This window comes from Corynebacterium humireducens NBRC 106098 = DSM 45392 (assembly GCF_000819445.1).
In the GTDB taxonomy this organism is placed as follows: domain Bacteria; phylum Actinomycetota; class Actinomycetes; order Mycobacteriales; family Mycobacteriaceae; genus Corynebacterium; species Corynebacterium humireducens.
The window spans coordinates 1,054,778-1,070,553 of sequence record NZ_CP005286.1 but is presented as its reverse complement, the minus strand read 5'-3'; the positions used below and the strand labels follow the sequence as shown (position 1 = coordinate 1,070,553).

Here is a 15,776-nt window from a genome sequence, read left to right as displayed (position 1 = left end):
GGTCCCCACGGCCTTTCGGGAGCGGGTATCGTGAGGTATCACCTTGCCCCTCCACCGAAAGGCCGCGTCGATGCTGTTCCTGGCACGTATGGATGTCACGTTCCCCGAGTCCCTCACCCCCGAGCAGGTCGCCGACTTCCAGGTCCGCGAGAAGGAGTACTCCGGCAACCTGCAGCGGGAGGGCATCATGAAGGGCATCTGGCGGGTCGTCGGCGAGTACGCGAACTACTCCATCTACGACGTCCGCGACAACGACCACCTCCACGAGATCCTCTCCGGCTTCCCGATGTACAAGTACATGGACATCAGGGTCACGCCGCTGGCGCAGCACCCGAACGCCACGCGCGAGGACTTCTTCTAGTCCGCTTGCCGACGCACGACAGCACCGCCCGTCCCCCACGTGTCGTGGGCGACGGGCGGTGCTGTCTCTGGGCCTACTCGGCCTACTCTGTCGGCATGATGAACCAGGCGATGACGTACGCCAGGAGCGGGGTGCCGGTGCCGAGGACGGCGACCGCGATGAAGATCAGGCGGACCAGGGTCGGGTTCCAGTCGTAGGTCTCGGCGATGCCGCCCAGGACACCGGCGACGTAACGGTCGGTGAGGGAACGGCGCAGGCGGCGCTGGTGCATCGGGGTGTTGAAGTTGCTCATGGTGGGCTCCTCGGGTGCTGTCGTCTCTTCGTTGTCCCCTCCATTGTGACAACTCACGGGGATCCCGCACATCGGGGAGCGCCCCGATAAAACCCTGAGATCAGCAGTCGGCGTCGTCGGAACCGCAGAAGTCGGGGTGCCCCGGGACGTTGGTCACCGCGACAACGCCCTGCATGAAGGCCTTGAGGTGGGTGTGCTGCTCCGGGGTCATGTGGTCGAAGACGACGCGGCGGACGCTCTCGACGTGCTCCGGGGCAGCGGCCTCGAGTCGGCGCATGCCCTCGTCGGTGAGGGAGACGACGACGCCGCGGGCGTCGCCCTCGCTCTTGCGCTTGGTCACCAGGCCGCGGCGTTCCATGCGGGTGATCTGGTGGGAGGTGCGGGAGCGGTCCCAGTCGAGGCTGGCGCACAGGTCACGCAGACGCAGCGACTGGTTCTCGGCCTCGGAGAGGCTCACGAGCACAGAGAACTCGGAGCTGGAGAGATCGCTCGTGGCGAGGAGGGTCTCATCCATCACCCGGTCGATCTTCCGCATTCCCGCGAGAATGAGTCGCCACAGCGCCTGTTCTTCATCGTTGAGCCAGCGTGCATCGTTTCCCATGTCACTGACTATAGCCCTCCGATAGGCGGCGACAATAATCCCGACGGGGATGACCTACCTTGAGCCCGGATACGGATGCGAAATAATATTCATGCCTTGACCTGCGCAGATACACTTCCCTCGGAGCATGAAATGCACCTGTTGTTGACAAGTCACCATTCCGTGTTAGGGTGATAACCGAACCGCACGCCGGACCACGGCGGCGGTATTAGACACCTGACTCACGTAGGAGAAGACAATGACCAACCTCAACGGAACCTGGATCCTGGACACCGCCCACACCACCATCGCCTTCGTCGCCCGCCACGCCATGGTCACCAAGGTCCGCGGCACCTTCGACGAGTTCGAGGGTTCCGTCACCTTCGACGAGGCCAACCCGGCCGCCTCCGTCGCCAAGGCCGTCATCAAGACCGCCTCCGTGAACACCAACAACGCCGACCGCGACGGCCACGTCCGCGGCGAGGACTTCTTCGCCGTCGAGCAGTACCCGGAGATGACCTTCGAGTCCACCTCCTTCGACATGCAGGGCCACTCCGGCACCGTCACCGGCAACCTCACCCTCAAGGGCGTGACCAAGCCGGTCACCCTGGATGTCGAGGTCTTCGGCGTCGAGGAGGACCCGTTCGGCAACACCCGCGTCGGCTTCGAGGCCTCCACCAAGATCAACCGCAAGGACTTCGGCGTCGACTTCCAGGCCCCGCTGGGCTCCGGCGGCGTCCTCGTCTCCGAGCAGATCACCATCGAGATCGACGGCTCCGGCATCAAGCAGGCCTAGAGCGTGTTACGAAAATCCGGTGAGTGAGACCGGCGTGTCATAAACAGCAACGAGGGTCTCCCCGCGCACGCTGTTGGTGTCGAATCATCAACGCTCGCAAGGAAACCCTCGTTGCCTACTGTACCGCCCTCAGCACGCCATGACCTCACCGACGCTGAATGGGACCTGCTTGTCCCACTGCTACCGGCCCCGTCACGGCGGGGACGCCCCCGCACCTGGGACCTACGGTCCCTGGTCAACGGCATCTTCTTTCGCATCCGCACCGGCTGCCCGTGGCGCGACGTCCATGAGCGCTACGGCCCCTGGTGGCGGGTCCACGATCTGTTCGCCCGGCTGCGGGCCAACGGAGTATGGGAGAACGTGCACACCCGGCTGCTCACCCACGCCCAGGAGAAAGGAAAACTCTCCTGGGAGGTCAGCGTGGATTCCACAACCACCCGTGGACATATCCACGCCGCGGGTGCACGGAAAGACAGCCCCCTCCGCCACCCGGGGGAGCCGGATCATCATGGGTTCGGCCGCTCGCGGGGCGGGTGGTCGACCAAGATCCATGTGGCCATTGACGCTGACTGCGGGGTGCTGTCCTTTGCGATCACCCCAGGTCAAGCCGGTGATGGTCCACAGATGGTGCGGGTACTGGAGAAAATCCGGGTGCCGTCCGCCACGCGTGGTCGGCCGCGGAAACGACCCGAGCGGGTGTTGGCGGACAAGGCGTATTCCTCACGGGCGAACCGGGCGTGGTTGCGGGCGCGGGGGATCAAGGCGACGATCTCCCAGCCGAAGGACCAGGTCGCCAACCGTCGGCGCAGGGGGTCGGCCGGTGGCCGACCCCCTGCCTTCGATGCCGTGGCTTACCAGCGGCGTAATGCCGTGGAGCGGGGTATCAACCGGATCAAGCAGCATCGTGGGTGTGCCACGCGTTTCGACAAGTTAGCGGTGCATTTCGAGGCCACGGTGCAGTTGGCGAATATCCGCTACTGGCTGAAACGACTTTCGTAACACCCTCTAAGCCTCTCCCGACACGGACCCCCGCCACCTCTGGCGGGGGTCCTTTGCGCTTTCCGACGCCCCGGCTACAGCAACGTCGTCGACGACTTCAGGTCCTCGATCGCGTACTCGGTCCGCCCGCCGACCCGCTCATAACGCTGCGGCACGCAGGTGAGCACGATGACCTGGCCGGAGTCGCCCATCCGGGAGAACAGCGTGGACATCCGCTGCAGGCGGGTCGGGTCGGTGGAGCCGAGGGCGTCGTCGATGATGACCGGCACCGGCACCTGACCGTCCTCCGACTCCCGGGAGGTGAGGTGGGCGATGGCGAACCGGGTGAGGATCGCCAGCTGCTCCTTGGCACCACCCGACAGGTCCGCCAGCGGGACGGTGCCGTCGGCGTCGCTGCGCTGGCTGACCTCCAGCTGGTCGGAGAGCGTGAACTCCACGTCCGTGCCGAACACCGGCCGCGCCAGCAGGGTGAGCTGCTCCGCGAAGGGGCGGGCGTAGCGGGCGCGGGCCTCGGCACGGTGCCGCTGCAGGGTCTCGCGCAGCAGCTGCACGGCCTCGGCGCGGCGGGTGACGGAGTCGAGCCGGTGGCGGGCGGCCTCCAGCGCGGACTCCGCCTTGTCCAGGCGTTCCGCCGCCCCCTGGGCCTGCTCGATGTAGCTCCGCAGGCCGGCCAGGTCCTCCCGGGACCGGGCGACGGTCTCGTGCAGCGAACGCAGTCGGACCACCGCCCCCTCGTGCAGGTCGGCGGCCAGCTGCGGGTCGGCGGCGGCGACCTCCTCATCCGCCGCGCGGGACTGCGCGAGCGCCTCCTCGCGGGCCCGCGTCGCCTCCCGGACGGCCTCCCCTAGCGCCTCGTCAGAGGCCCCGGCAAGTGCGCTGTCGAGGGCGGACTGCGCCTGGCGGAGGGACTCCTCCGCCGCCTCGATGCGGACGTTGAGCGCGGTGAGGGCGTTCTCGGCGCGGCGCTGCTGCCAGGGGGCGAGTGCCTCGTCGATCTCGGCAAGCAGGCGGCCGGCCTCCTCGCCGGCGTCTTCCGCCTCCTCCACGGCACGGGTGGCGGCGTCGACGTCGAGGTCAGGGAGGTCCTCGTCCGCCAGTTCCTCCTCGAGGCGGGCGAGCTCGGCGACGAGCTGCTCCTCCTCCGCCCCGCCGAGCAGGCTGGTGCGCTCCCGCAGCAGCGCCGCGAGGTCCTCCGTGGCGCGCCGGTGGACGTCGTGGGCCTCACGGACGGCCGCGAGGTCGGGGAGGTCGAGCTCCTCCAGCAGCGCGGTGAGGGTCTGCTCGGCCGCCGCGACCGGGTCGGTGCCCGTCTCCGCGGTGTGCCCGGCGCGGTAGCGGGCGGTGATCCCGCCGATGAGCAGTGCGGTGCCGTCGGACAGTTCCACCGACACGGGTTCATCGCCGAGCGTCAGCTCCGTGCCGTCGACCGTGAGGGTCTCCCCGGCCGGGCCGGTGAACTCCAGACGGGCCGCCGCCCCGGCGCGCAGGCGGCGGGCGAGGGTGAGTTCGGTGGTGGCCTCCTCGACGGCGTCGACGTCCGCCGCGGTGATCTCCCGTCCGGCGGTGGCCGTCCGCAGCTGGGCGATCCTCTCGTTGAGCTCGCGGACGGAGGCGAGCTGGGTGGTGAGGTCGGCGCGTCGGGAAGCATCGGTGACCAGCCGCAGCTCCCGGCGCGCGGTGCGCAGACGTGCGGCGGCGTCCTTCTGCGCCTGCACCGCCGCGGTGCGCCTCTCCCCCAGCTCCTGCAGCTGGGTGGCCTCCCGGCCGGCCTCCTCCTGCGCGGCCTCCAGGCCTGCGCGGCGTTCGGCGAGCAGCTCCTCCGCGTCGGTGACGGCGGCGGCGAGGGTGGCGCGCTGCGTCACGGCGGACTCGGCGCGCTCCAGCGCCTCGGTGGCCAACTGCAGTTCGCGGCGCAGCACCCCGGCGCGTTCCTCGGCCTCGGCGGCGACGCGCGCCCGCTCGGCGAGTTCCTGCTCCTCGGCCTCCGCACCGGGCAGGTCCGCGAGGGCCTGCGCCTGCCGCTCGGTCACCCTGTCGAAACGGTCGACGTGCCCCGCCAGTTCGGCGTTCTCGGCGGCGGCCGTCTCCTGGTCGGTCTGCGCGCTCTCGAAGGCCTCGCGGGCCTCCTTGAGTTCCAGCCGCGCCTGCCCGCCGGCGGTGAAGTAGCGTTCGTACTCCTTCTCGACGGCCGCGCTCAACGCCGTGTCCTCCGTGCCGGAGCTCTCGGCGTCGTCGGCGCCGTCGAGGGCCCTCGTCACCGAGGAGATGCCCACCGCGGCAATCCCGTCGCCGAGGTCGTCCTGCCGCAGGAAGAGGGTGCGGGCCAGCTCACGGTCCAGGTGGCGGGAGAGGATCTCCTCGAGCTGGTCCTCGGCCTCCCGGCCGGTGTAGTCGCCCCGCTGCGGGGCGGTGATGCGCAGCTCCGCCTTGGGGGCGCGCAGCCAGTTCTTGCGGATGGTGAACGTCACCGGCCCGACCGTGGCGTGCAGCGTCACCGTCGGGGAATCGTCACGCCCGACGGGCTGCCAGGCCTTCACGGCGCGGGAACGGCCGCCGTGCTTCTCGTTGAGCACCGCGTCGAGGGCGTCGAGGATGGTCGACTTGCCCTGTTCGTTGTCGCCGTGGATGACGATGACGCCGGTCTCCGGCAGGTCCCGCAGCTCGAGCCTCTCGACGCCGCGGAAGTTCTCCAGGGTGAGGGAATGGATACGCATGGGACTAGTCCTCCCTGGCCAGACGGAAGAAGAGGTTGACGGCGTCGCGGGCGGTGGGGTCGTCGACGGCGGCGTCGACAAGCTCCCTGAGGGCTCCGGCGGCGAAGCCGGTCACCCCCAGTGACGCCAGTTCCTCGGGGCCGGGTTCCAGATGCAGGTCGGTGAGACGTTCACGCTCGTGGAGGGCCGCGAAGACGGGGCGGCGGGCCTCCAGCCCCTCCTCGAGGAGGCGGGTGGCGGTCATCGTCAGGGTGCCACGGAGACCGTACTTGAGGGCGGTGCGGTCCTTGTGCGGGTAGGCGTCGAGGGTGGCGAGGAACTCCGCGACGTCCTCCTCCCCCATGAGCTCCCGGTCGAGGGCCTCGAAGGTCCACTCACCGACGGGCACCTCCGTCACCTCGGCCGCACCCTTGGACACGGTGACCACCAGCGCCTTCCCGGAGTTCGTCTCCCCGCCGCCGGCGGTGGCGTGGTCCCGGAAGTCCGTCACCTCGGGGGAACCCGAGAACCACACCCGCCCGCTCGTGCCCACCGGCTGCGCCGAGTGGGTGTCGCCGAGGGCGAGGTAGTCGATGGTGCCGTCGGCCAGGCGGGACTCGACGTAGGCGAGGTCGATGAGGTCGGCGCGGGCGTCGTGGGTCCGCGCCTCGGCCTGCCCGTGGCCCACCATGATGCGCACGGCGTCGGTCGGCTCGAGCCCCTCCAGAGCGCGGCGGACCAGGTCCGTGGCGGCGGTCCGCGCCAGCAGCGGCGCGCCGACCAGCTCCACGCCCGGGGCGACCTCCACCACCTCCGAGTCCCCGAGGAGGTGGACCCCCTCGACGTCGATGAGCCGGAACACCGAGTCCGCGACCAGCGGATCATGGTTGCCGGGCAGCAGGTAAACAGGCACCGGCAGGGCCCGCAGGGCCTCGAGCGCGCGGCCCATCGTCTGCGCGGACAGGGAGTTCGAGTCGAAGACGTCGCCGGCGATGACGATGAAGGCGGCGTCGTGCTCCAGCGCGAGCTCGCCCAGGCGGCGGAGGGTGTTGAGGCGGGCGGCGTCGAAACGCGCCTGCGCCTCGCCCGCCAGGAACCAGCGGGTCATGCCGATCTGCAGGTCAGAGGTGTGGAGGAAGGTGACGGAGTGGGGTTCCGGGGTCATGACTCATTGTCTAGCATGCCACCCCGACACAGGTGGTCGTACAGGTCTTCGATGTCCGAGACCGCGCGCAGCTGATCGACGTTCGTGTACGAGATCGCCCGCATCGCCTTGTGCAGGAGATCGAGGTCCGAGTCATCGAGCGCGGGGGCGGTGCGGGGCTCCGGCAGCGCCGGCAGCGGACGTCCGGACCAGAAGAGCTCCGGGTCCTCCTCCGCCTCCCGGGAGACCTCCCGGGCCTGCGCCATCACGGCCTGCTCCAGGGAGGTCAGGTCCATGCCGCGGAGTCCGAACAGGGCGAGCGGGTCGGCGTCGATCTTCGCGGCCAGCTTCTCCAGCACCGCCACCGAGTGCTTGCAGATCGCGTACGGGTCGGGGCAGTCGCAGCGCACCCGGATGTCGTTGACGTCCTCCGCCAGGAGGGTACCCAGGACCGTCGGGGTGATCTCGCCCCGCCGCGCCCCCTGCATGCCGTTCGGGGTGCGCGCCAGCTCGGCGGCGACGGCCGCGAGGTCGTCGGTGCTACGGTACGGCAGCTGGACGAGCACGGTGAAGGGCTCGTTCTGGGAGCCGGCGACCTGCGCGTGGACGCTGCCGTTGCGCAGGTCCAGGCTGACGACGTGCCCGGCGCGGGCGTAGTCGCGGCCGCGCGTGAGGCGTCCACGGTCGGCCCGGGAGGTGGCGACCTCCAGCAGCAGCTCCGCGGCCGGGGCCAGGGCGGGACGTCGCTCGGCACGCTGGTGGTGGGCCTGCTCGGGGGTGTCCACACGCACCTTGCGGCCGAAGTTGGCGTAGATGACGTTGTCGTCCTTCGGTGCGGCCACTACGCGTCCCTCCCGCGGTAACTCATGAGCTGGGCCAGCTGCTCCGGCCCGAGCTCCGTGATCCAGCCCTCGCCCTCGCCGATGACGGCACCGGCGAGCTCGGTCTTGCCGTCGAGGATGTCCTGGATGGACTCCTCCAGCGTACCGGCGGTGATCATCTTGTACACCGCCACGTCACGCTGCTGGCCGATGCGGAAGGCCCGGTCCGTGGCCTGGTTCTCCACCGCCGGGTTCCACCAGCGGTCCATGTGCACGACCATGCTGGCGGCGGTGAGGTTGAGGCCCGTGCCGCCGGCCTTGAGCGAGAGGATCATCGCGCGCGGCCCGTCCGGGGCCTGGAACTCGGCGACCATCTGGTCGCGTCGCGTCTTGGTCACGCCACCGTGGAGGAAGGGCACCGTCTCCCCGAGACGTTCCGAGAGGTAGGGGACGAGGATGTCCCCGAACGCCTTGTACTGGGTGAAGATGAGCATGCGCTGGCCGGTGCGGATGGCCTCGTCGAGAAGCCTCATGAGCTCCTCGACCTTGCCCGAGCGGTGGCGGCCGCGGACGGTGACGGGCGAGCCGTCTCCGAGGTACTGCGCCGGGTGATTGCAGATCTGCTTGATGCGCGTGATCGTGGCCAGCACGAGGCCGCGGCGGGCCATGCCCTCGCGCTGCTCGAGGCGGGCCTGCACGTCCTCGACGAGCGCGGTGTACAGGGCCGCCTGCTCGGTGCTCATCTCGACGGTGATGATCTCCTCGTTCTTCTCCGGCAGATCGTCGATGATCGCGGGGTCCGTCTTGAGGCGCCGCAGGATGAACGGGGCGGTGAGCAGACGCAGACGCTCGGTCATCTGCTCGTCGTGCTCGCGTTCGATGGCCTTGGCGAAGTGGTTGCGGAAGAAGCTCGCGGAACCGAGCACGCCCGGGTTGCAGAAGTCCAGGATGGAGCGCATCTCCGAGAGGCGGTTCTCCACCGGGGTGCCGGTGAGCGCGACGCGGTGGCGGCTCGGCAGGGAACGCACCGCCTTGGAGGCCCGGGTGGTGGAGTTCTTGATGGCCTGCGCCTCATCGAGGACGACGCGGTCCCAGGGCTGCTCCCCCATCTCGGCGAAGTCGCGCCCCACCACGCCGTAGCTCGTGATGACCAGGTCGGACTCCGCCACCCGCTCGGTCAGCTCCTCACCGTGGTAGCGGTCCGGCCCGTGGTGGACCATGACCCGCAGGGAGGGCACGAAGCGGGCGGCCTCCTTCGCCCAGTTGCCCACCACCGACGTCGGCGCGACGACCAGGGTGGGCCCGGCCGCCTCCCCGCGGTCGATCTCGATGGCCAGCAGGGAGAGCAGCTGAAGCGTCTTCCCCAGGCCCATGTCGTCGGCGAGCACCGCGCCGAAGTTGTTGCGGGACATCCAGTACAGCCAGTCGACGCCGCGCCGCTGGTACTCGCGCAGTTCCGCGTCGACGGTGTCGGGGAGCGCGATGCGTTCCGGGGCCTTCGTGGTCAGCGCGTCGGCCCCGCCGAGCAGCGCCGTGTGCCAGGTGGAACCGGTGAACTCGACCGGGTCCTCGACCATGGACTCCAGGGCCAGCTGCCGCAGCTCCGCGATGCTCACCTCGCCGAAGCCGTCGTGGCCGGCGTGCTCCGCGTTGAACTCCTCGCGGCGGCGCTCCACGTCGGCGACGAGCGCCTCCCAGCCCGGCTGCTCCGCCACGCGGGCCCGTTCCGCCAGGGCCGCGGCCTTCTCCAGTTCCCGGCAACGCCGCTTGCGGGAGGTCTCCGCGAGCTCCTCCATGTAGGAGGTGATCCTGTTGAGCGCCGACTGGTCCGCCATGACCCACTCGCCGCGCAGCTTGATCAGGCCCGACTTGGAGCGGACGAGCTGGTCCATCTCCTCGTCGCTGAGCTCGACGTCGCCGACGGACAGGCGCCAGTTGTACTCGACGAGCTTGTCCAGGCCGAAGTGCTTCTGCGTGGCCGCACCGGCCGCGTCGGCGACCTCCCGGGTCTCCAGTCGCGCCTTCGTCTCGTAGGCCGACCACGCCTTCGGCAGCATGACGGTGAAACCCGCCGCCTGCAGCCGCGGCACGGCGCCGGAGATGAAGTCGACGATCTCCGCCGTCGACAGGTACACGTCCCAGTCGCCGTTGCGTTCCTCGTGCCGTTCCGGCCCGCGGGTCCGCAGGGCAGGGTCCAGGTGCTCGGCGATGTTGATGGCGCGGCGCTGCGCGAGACGGAGCTTCTCGACGCTCGACCGGTCCAGCTCCTCCGCCCGGATCGGCACCGGCGCGTCCGTGCCCGAGCGCACCTGCACCCGGACCGGCCAGGTCGCGTCCTCCGGATCCCCGGAGGTCTCGGCGAGCTCGTCCTCGCGCGGGGGCTCCTCGACGATGAACACCATCTGGAGGTCGATCGCCGTGATCGAGTCCTTCCAGTCGTTCATCGCACGCAGCAGCCCCGGGCCGCCGCGGCGCAGCGGGGTGGAGTTCATGAGCGAGTCCGCGAAATCGTGCCACGGGTACGGTCGGGTGCTCGTCGCCAGATCCTGCAGCAGGTCCGCGGCGATCCAGTGGACGAGGTGGTCGGCGATCTCCTCGATCGCCTTGTTGTTGGCTGTGAGGATGCCGGGTGCGGCGGCGATCATCTCCGCCAGCCAGCCGCGCTCCCCCAGCCCGGAGGCCAGCTGCCAGTGCGGCCACCACTGGCCGTCCTCGAACACCAGCTTGGGCACCACGCGGCCGGCCTGCACGAAACGGGTCAGCCCGGCGTTCATCTGGATGAGCCACATGAGGTCGGGGGCGATGGCCGCACGCTGCGCCTTTGTCGCCGCCGCACCGGGGTGCAGCAGGAAGGAGAGCTGGCTGAGCACCGCGACGGCGTGCTCGGGGGCGTAGGCGGAGGTGGGGATCCGCAGCTCCACCTCGCGGCCCCGCGGGGTGCGCAGCTCGACCTTGAGGCGGTGGCGGTAGGAGCGGTCGTCGAGAAGCGAACGGGCGGCCGGAGGGAACTGTTCCGGGGGCACGGAGGACGGCAGCACGACGCGGTGGCCCTCCACCTGTTCGATCCACAGGTGGAGACCGGAAGGCATCCACAGACCGTGCAGGAGGAAAGAAGGCATAAAGACCTTTGTACCACCCGCAGGGCGATCGTTACGGTTTTGTTAAAGGCAGGCTCCATGCAGGTCATTCCATGGATATTCCAATAATATGACCTGGGTCACAGTATTCTGTGTGTCATGCGGTTGGGAACACCTTCCCGGCCTCGTTACGTTCGATACATCCCACAAAATGGAAAGGAACGACGATGACCGAGACAACGTGGTTCATCATCGCCATCATCCTCTACATGGCTCTGATGCTGGCGATCGGCTACTGGAGCTTCACCAAGACAGACAAATACGACGACTACGTCCTCGCGGACCGTAAGCTCAACCCCTTCGTGGCGGCGATGTCCGCCGGAGCCTCCGACATGTCCGGCTGGCTCCTCATGGGACTGCCCGGCGCGCTGTTCGTCACCGGCATGAGTGAGCTGTGGATCGCCGTCGGACTGCTCGTCGGCGCCTGGGCCAACTGGATGTGGGTCGCACCCCGCCTGCGCGCCTACTCCGAGATCGCCAACAACTCGATCACCCTGCCGAGCTTCTTCGAGAACCGCGTGCACGACAAGTCCCGTGCCCTGCGCATCGTCGCCTCGCTCATCATCATCTTCTTCTTCACCTTCTACGTGTCCTCCGGCATGGTCTCCGGCGGCCGCTACTTCGAGGCCACCTTCGGCGGCGAGTACCTCAACGGCATGCTCATCGTCGCGGCCGTCACCGTCGCCTACACCTTCATCGGCGGCTTCCTGGCCGTGTCCTACACCGACGCCGTCCAGGGCATGATCATGTTCGCCTCGCTCATCATCGTCCCCGTCATGGCGCTCATCGCCCTGGACAACCCCTCCGACATCTGGACCTGGGCCGCCTCCAACGACTACGGCCCCTACACCGACGGCGTGGGGAACCCGACCTACTTCAACATGATCGCCGGCGTCTCCGCCGCCGCCATCATCGGCAACCTCGCCTGGGGCCTGGGCTACTTCGGCCAGCCCCACATCGTCGTCCGCTTCATGGCCCTGTCCTCCCCCGCCCAGGCGAAGACCGGCCGCTGGATCGGCATCGGCTGGATGCTGCTGTGCATCGTCGGCGCCACCTTCACCGCCATGATCGGCACCGTCTTCTTCTCCCAGAACCCGGACATCGCCGTCACCGACCGCTTCGCCTTCGAGACGATCTTCCTCGACATGGGCCGCATCCTCTTCCACCCGCTCATCGCGGGCCTGGTCCTCACCGCCGTGCTGGCCGCCATCATGTCCACCATGTCCTCGCAGCTGCTCGTCGTCTCCTCCTCTCTCATCGAGGACCTGTACAAGATCATCGCCAAGCGCCTGCCCAGCGAGGGCGTGCTCATCAACCTCTCCCGTACCGCCGTCGTGGTCGTCGCCATCATCGGCGCGGTCCTGGCCATCAACCCCTCCGACACCATCCTCGGCCTGGTCGGCTTCGCCTGGGCCGGCTTCGGCGCCGCCTTCGGTCCGCTCATGCTGGCCTCCCTGTACTGGAAGCGTCTCAACACCGCCGGTGCCCTGGCCGGCATGATCACCGGTGCCGTCGTGGTGTTCGTCTGGGGCAACTTCTACGGCGACATCATCTACGAGATGGTCCCGGGCTTCATCGCCGCCACCCTCGCCCTCATCGGCGTCTCCCTGGCCACCTCCCCGCCGCCGGCGAAGGTCCAGCGCGAGTTCGAGCAGGCCGCACAGCTCAACACCGTGTTCCGTGAGGACACGGACGTCGACATCGAGGCCGCTGCCGCACAGGTGAAGAAGAACTAGTCTCCCGCTCTCCGCAGGAACCTTCCGGGCCTCACACCAGTCCAATACCGGTGTGAGGCCCTTCCTTATCTATCTGCTCCTGCTGTCCCTGGCGACGCTGCTCGCCGCCACCGTCACCTCCCTCCCCCGTCCCCCGCTCACCGAACCCGGACTCCCTGACCTCGCGGCGACCCTTCCCCACGTCGGGCAGGTGCCGCAGCGCCCCCGCGTCCTGGGCTACGAACGCACGGAGTTCGGCCCCGGGTGGGCCGCCACCGAGGGATGCACCGTCCGCGAGGCGATGCTCCTCTCGGCCGGCGCCACCCTCCACGACTGCCGCGTCACCGCCGGGATCGCGCGGGACCCGTTCACCGGGGAGGAACTCGACCTGCGGGAGGGCGTCGAGATCGACCACCTGATGCCACTCTCCGCCGCCTGGGACCTCGGGGCCCACCGGTGGAGCGCCGCGCAGCGGCAGGCCTTCGCCAACGACCCGCTCAACCTGGTGGTCACCTCCCGGGCCGCGAACCAGCGGAAATCCGATCTGCTGCCCGCCGCCTGGCAGCCCGCGGACCGGCGCGCGCGGTGCTGGTACGCACGACGCCTGGCCGTCGTCGCCGCCACCTACGGCCTGCCCCTCCCGGCCGCCGACGTCGCCTCCATGACGCGCACCTGCCGAATGGACGTGGTCACGCGCCACTGGTTAGGGTGGTCCGTGGATCTCTGACCGGTCTCATCCGACCTAACCCCCGAAAGGCCTGCCCACCAGCATGACCACGATTCTGATCGCGCTTCACGTCCTGGCCGCCGTGCTCTTCCTCGGCCCCGTCACCGTCGCCGTCTCCAGCTTCCACACCCAGGCCCTCAAGGCCCGGGGCGGGGACACCCGTGCCGCCGGTGCCGCCACCGTCCTGCACAAGCTCACCAGCACCTACGGCATGCTCGCCGCCATCGTGCCGCTCCTCGGCGTGGCCATCATGATGACCGACAGCGCCTACTGGAAGCAGGGCCAGTTCCACGCCGCGATCGCCCTCGCCGTCATCGCCTGGGTCATCCTCCTTCTGCTCATCATCCCGCGTCAGAAGAAGATGATGGGCTCCCTCGGCCTGCTCGACCCGGCCGACCACGACCCGGAGACCGACGTCCTCTCCGAGGAGAAGTGGGCCAAGACCAAGTCCCAGCTGTCCATGTTCGGCGGCATCTTCTCCCTGCTCTGGGTCGTCATGTTCGTCCTCATGTTCCTCTAGGAACCTGCCGGGCAGCTCCGGCTGCCCCTCCCCCGGCACAGGCCCCGCTCCGGCGGGGCCTGTCCCGATTCAGTCGCTCGAGTTCCAGCAGTAGCCCCGCATGAGGTGGTCCAGGTTCGCCGCCGCCAGGTACACCAGCCCCCACCGCACGTCGGCAGGCGGGACGTCGCCGAAGAAGAAGTCCCACGCCTCGTCCAGGACGGGCTCCTCCTCCAGCCCCAGGCGGCGGGCGGCGATGAGCACCGCCAGCTCCTCCTCGAGCAGGGTGGAGGACACCACGAAGCGGCCGTCGCTGAACTCGGCCTCCTCGAACTCCCCCAGCAGGTCCGCCATGAGAATGTTCATCACCCGGTCCATCGCCATGCGCATCACACTGCGGTCCTCGTCGACGACGAGCGGCATGTAGCACACCTCCTGCCCCTCCTCCTCGTCGCTCCACAGGGCCAGGTCATCGGGCTCGAGCCCGTAGACCACCTCCGGGCGGATGCCCAGCCGGGTGACGTTGCGCAGCAGATCCAGCTCGTAGTCACTGACGTACCCGTGGAGGCTCTCCAGCTCGGGGGTGTCCTCCGTCGGGGCACGGTGGTGGAAGAAGTCGCTGTCGGTCTCATCGGAGATCAGGGCCCCCAGCGTATCGACGACCTCCGTGTCACTGGAGAGCAGGAAGGCCACCACCCCGCCGTGGGAGCCCGGCGCGTACAGGGGGCAGGCGTCGTCGCGGACGCGACGTCCCCGGACCGTCCACTCCTCCTCGGTACGCAGCTCCAGGTCCCCGGTGCGCCCCCGCAGGCGGGGATTCTCCGCCATCATGTCCCCGAATCGCTCATAGAGCTGCCACCCGAGCGCGACCGCCTGCTCGGTGCTGAAACGCGGGTTGTCGCAGACGAAGTCACGCAGCCAGGAGGTGACCAGGTCCTCCTTCTCCTCCGGCACCTCCGCCATGAGCCGGTCGAGGTGGCGGAGGGTGTCGGCGTGGATCTCCTCCGGATCGTCCGCCTCGTCCTCCCAGTCCTCGTCCTCCCAGTCCTCCTCGTCCCAGTCCTCTCCGGGACCGTGGCCGAGCAGCAGGTCCTCCATGAGCTGCGCCACCTCAAAGACCAGCCACCACCGCAGCTCCTCCGGGGCCGGCAGCCCGGTCTCCTCCTCGAGGAAGCGGTAGGCGTCCATGTTGGCGTACTGCCTGCCGACGCCCGTCCGCCGCCGCGTGACCTCCACCGCCAGGCCGAGCTCGAGAGGCGTGCTCACCTCGGCGAGCGGTTCCTCCACGACCTCACCGAGATGCCGCCCGAGGACCATGAGCCAGGCGGTCTCGGCGAGGAAGCGCAGGACCAGCGTCATGACATCGACGCCCCCGGTGTCGGGGCGGATGAGCAGACGGCGGACCAGGATGTCCGGCCCCGGGAGCCCGCGGTACTCCTCCGCCACCACCCGGGTGAGGGTCTCCTCCTCAGGGGCGTCCCACCCGACGACCGCGCCGATCTGCCACAGGTGGCTGAGCATGAGCCGCTCGCGGACGGTGAGCACGTCCTCGAACTCCCGGTGCCCGTCCGCCTTCGGATGCTGGTCCAGCGGCTCGAGCTCCGGGAAGTGGTCGACGTACACGGATCGTTCCTCCTCGACCGTGACCGTGTCGTAGAGGACGTGGTACTCGACGAGTTCACCGTCCTCACCCTCCAGCACGAGCGGCAGGGTGTCCGGGTCGACCACGCAGCCGTCCGCCGACCATTCGGCCGCGGTGGCCGGCATGGGCCGGGCGCACCAGGGTTCCCGGCCGCTGGTGGCGATGGTCTCGTGGCCGCAGCGCTGTCCCCACTGCCAGCCGAGGAGCAGGGCCTCGTCGATAGGAAAACGGGTGTGCGTGCAGGCGAAGGTGAGCATCCACCGCTCGAGCAGGGCCCGGGTCCCGGGGGCGTCGATGGAGCGGAGGCGGTCGTCGACCATGGCGAGGTTGACTGCGGCGGGGCGGTTCATGCGCCCCAGTCAACCACCCC

At 69.2% G+C, this 15,776-nt stretch carries 13 protein-coding genes; 6 read left to right on the top strand and 7 right to left on the bottom strand.

Translation table 11 applies throughout. The features are described 5' to 3' along the window. Positions 1–70 precede the first annotated feature (70 nt). The gene (catC, locus tag B842_RS05370; RefSeq protein ID WP_040085587.1) at positions 71–361 is read left to right on the top strand and encodes a muconolactone Delta-isomerase; all 291 of its coding nucleotides are present in this window, start codon (positions 71–73) and stop codon (positions 359–361) included. An 82-nt stretch (positions 362–443) separates the two neighbouring features. Here catC and B842_RS05365 read toward each other — a convergent pair whose 3' ends face one another. Further along, positions 444–653: a PspC domain-containing protein gene (locus tag B842_RS05365; RefSeq protein ID WP_082028386.1), complete on the bottom strand. Its 210-nt coding sequence runs from the start codon at positions 651–653 to the stop codon at positions 444–446. A 100-nt stretch (positions 654–753) separates the two neighbouring features. After that, positions 754–1,254, bottom strand: a complete 501-nt coding sequence (locus B842_RS05360; protein ID WP_040085585.1) for a MarR family winged helix-turn-helix transcriptional regulator — start codon at positions 1,252–1,254, stop codon at positions 754–756. A gap of 238 nt (positions 1,255–1,492) precedes the next feature. Between B842_RS05360 and B842_RS05355 the strand changes: the two genes are divergently transcribed. Continuing rightward, on the top strand, positions 1,493–2,029 hold the full coding sequence (locus B842_RS05355; protein WP_040085584.1) for a YceI family protein: 537 nt from the start codon (positions 1,493–1,495) through the stop codon (positions 2,027–2,029). Between the two features lie 111 nt (positions 2,030–2,140). Beyond that, on the top strand, positions 2,141–3,028 hold the full coding sequence (locus tag B842_RS05350; RefSeq protein ID WP_040084736.1) for an IS5 family transposase: 888 nt from the start codon (positions 2,141–2,143) through the stop codon (positions 3,026–3,028). Positions 3,029–3,102: 74 nt separating this feature from the next. On the opposite strand, the gene B842_RS05345 is transcribed toward B842_RS05350, so the two are convergent. The 4 genes from B842_RS05345 to B842_RS05330 are packed head-to-tail and all read right to left on the bottom strand — an operon-like array spanning position 3,103 to position 10,805. Then, positions 3,103–5,742 carry an AAA family ATPase gene (locus B842_RS05345; protein WP_040085583.1) on the bottom strand — a complete coding sequence of 880 codons (2,640 nt, stop codon included), beginning with the start codon at positions 5,740–5,742 and terminating at the stop codon, positions 3,103–3,105. A 4-nt stretch (positions 5,743–5,746) separates the two neighbouring features. Then, positions 5,747–6,886: a metallophosphoesterase family protein gene (locus B842_RS05340; RefSeq protein WP_040085582.1), complete on the bottom strand. Its 1,140-nt coding sequence runs from the start codon at positions 6,884–6,886 to the stop codon at positions 5,747–5,749. Further along, complete coding sequence (locus B842_RS05335) at positions 6,883–7,707, bottom strand: SWIM zinc finger family protein (RefSeq protein WP_040085580.1); 825 nt, start codon at positions 7,705–7,707, stop codon at positions 6,883–6,885. Before B842_RS05335 ends, B842_RS05340 begins: the two co-directional genes overlap by 4 nt. Next, entirely contained in the window at positions 7,707–10,805 is a 3,099-nt protein-coding gene (locus B842_RS05330; RefSeq protein ID WP_040085579.1) for a DEAD/DEAH box helicase, read from the bottom strand. The genes B842_RS05335 and B842_RS05330 overlap by 1 nt, the downstream gene beginning before the upstream one ends. A gap of 185 nt (positions 10,806–10,990) precedes the next feature. Here B842_RS05330 and putP point away from each other — a divergent pair, with 185 nt between their 5' ends. The 3 genes from putP to B842_RS05315 are packed head-to-tail and all read left to right on the top strand — an operon-like array spanning position 10,991 to position 13,785. Beyond that, positions 10,991–12,559 (top strand): sodium/proline symporter PutP, encoded by a 1,569-nt coding sequence (gene putP, locus B842_RS05325; protein WP_040085578.1) that lies wholly within the window; start codon positions 10,991–10,993, stop codon positions 12,557–12,559. Between the two features lie 52 nt (positions 12,560–12,611). Beyond that, complete coding sequence (locus tag B842_RS05320) at positions 12,612–13,265, top strand: HNH endonuclease family protein (protein WP_040085576.1); 654 nt, start codon at positions 12,612–12,614, stop codon at positions 13,263–13,265. Positions 13,266–13,308: 43 nt separating this feature from the next. After that, positions 13,309–13,785, top strand: a complete 477-nt coding sequence (locus tag B842_RS05315) for a hypothetical protein (protein ID WP_040085575.1) — start codon at positions 13,309–13,311, stop codon at positions 13,783–13,785. A gap of 69 nt (positions 13,786–13,854) precedes the next feature. Here B842_RS05315 and B842_RS05310 read toward each other — a convergent pair whose 3' ends face one another. Next, positions 13,855–15,756: a hypothetical protein gene (locus B842_RS05310; RefSeq protein WP_040085574.1), complete on the bottom strand. Its 1,902-nt coding sequence runs from the start codon at positions 15,754–15,756 to the stop codon at positions 13,855–13,857. Between the last annotated feature and the right edge of the window lie 20 nt (positions 15,757–15,776).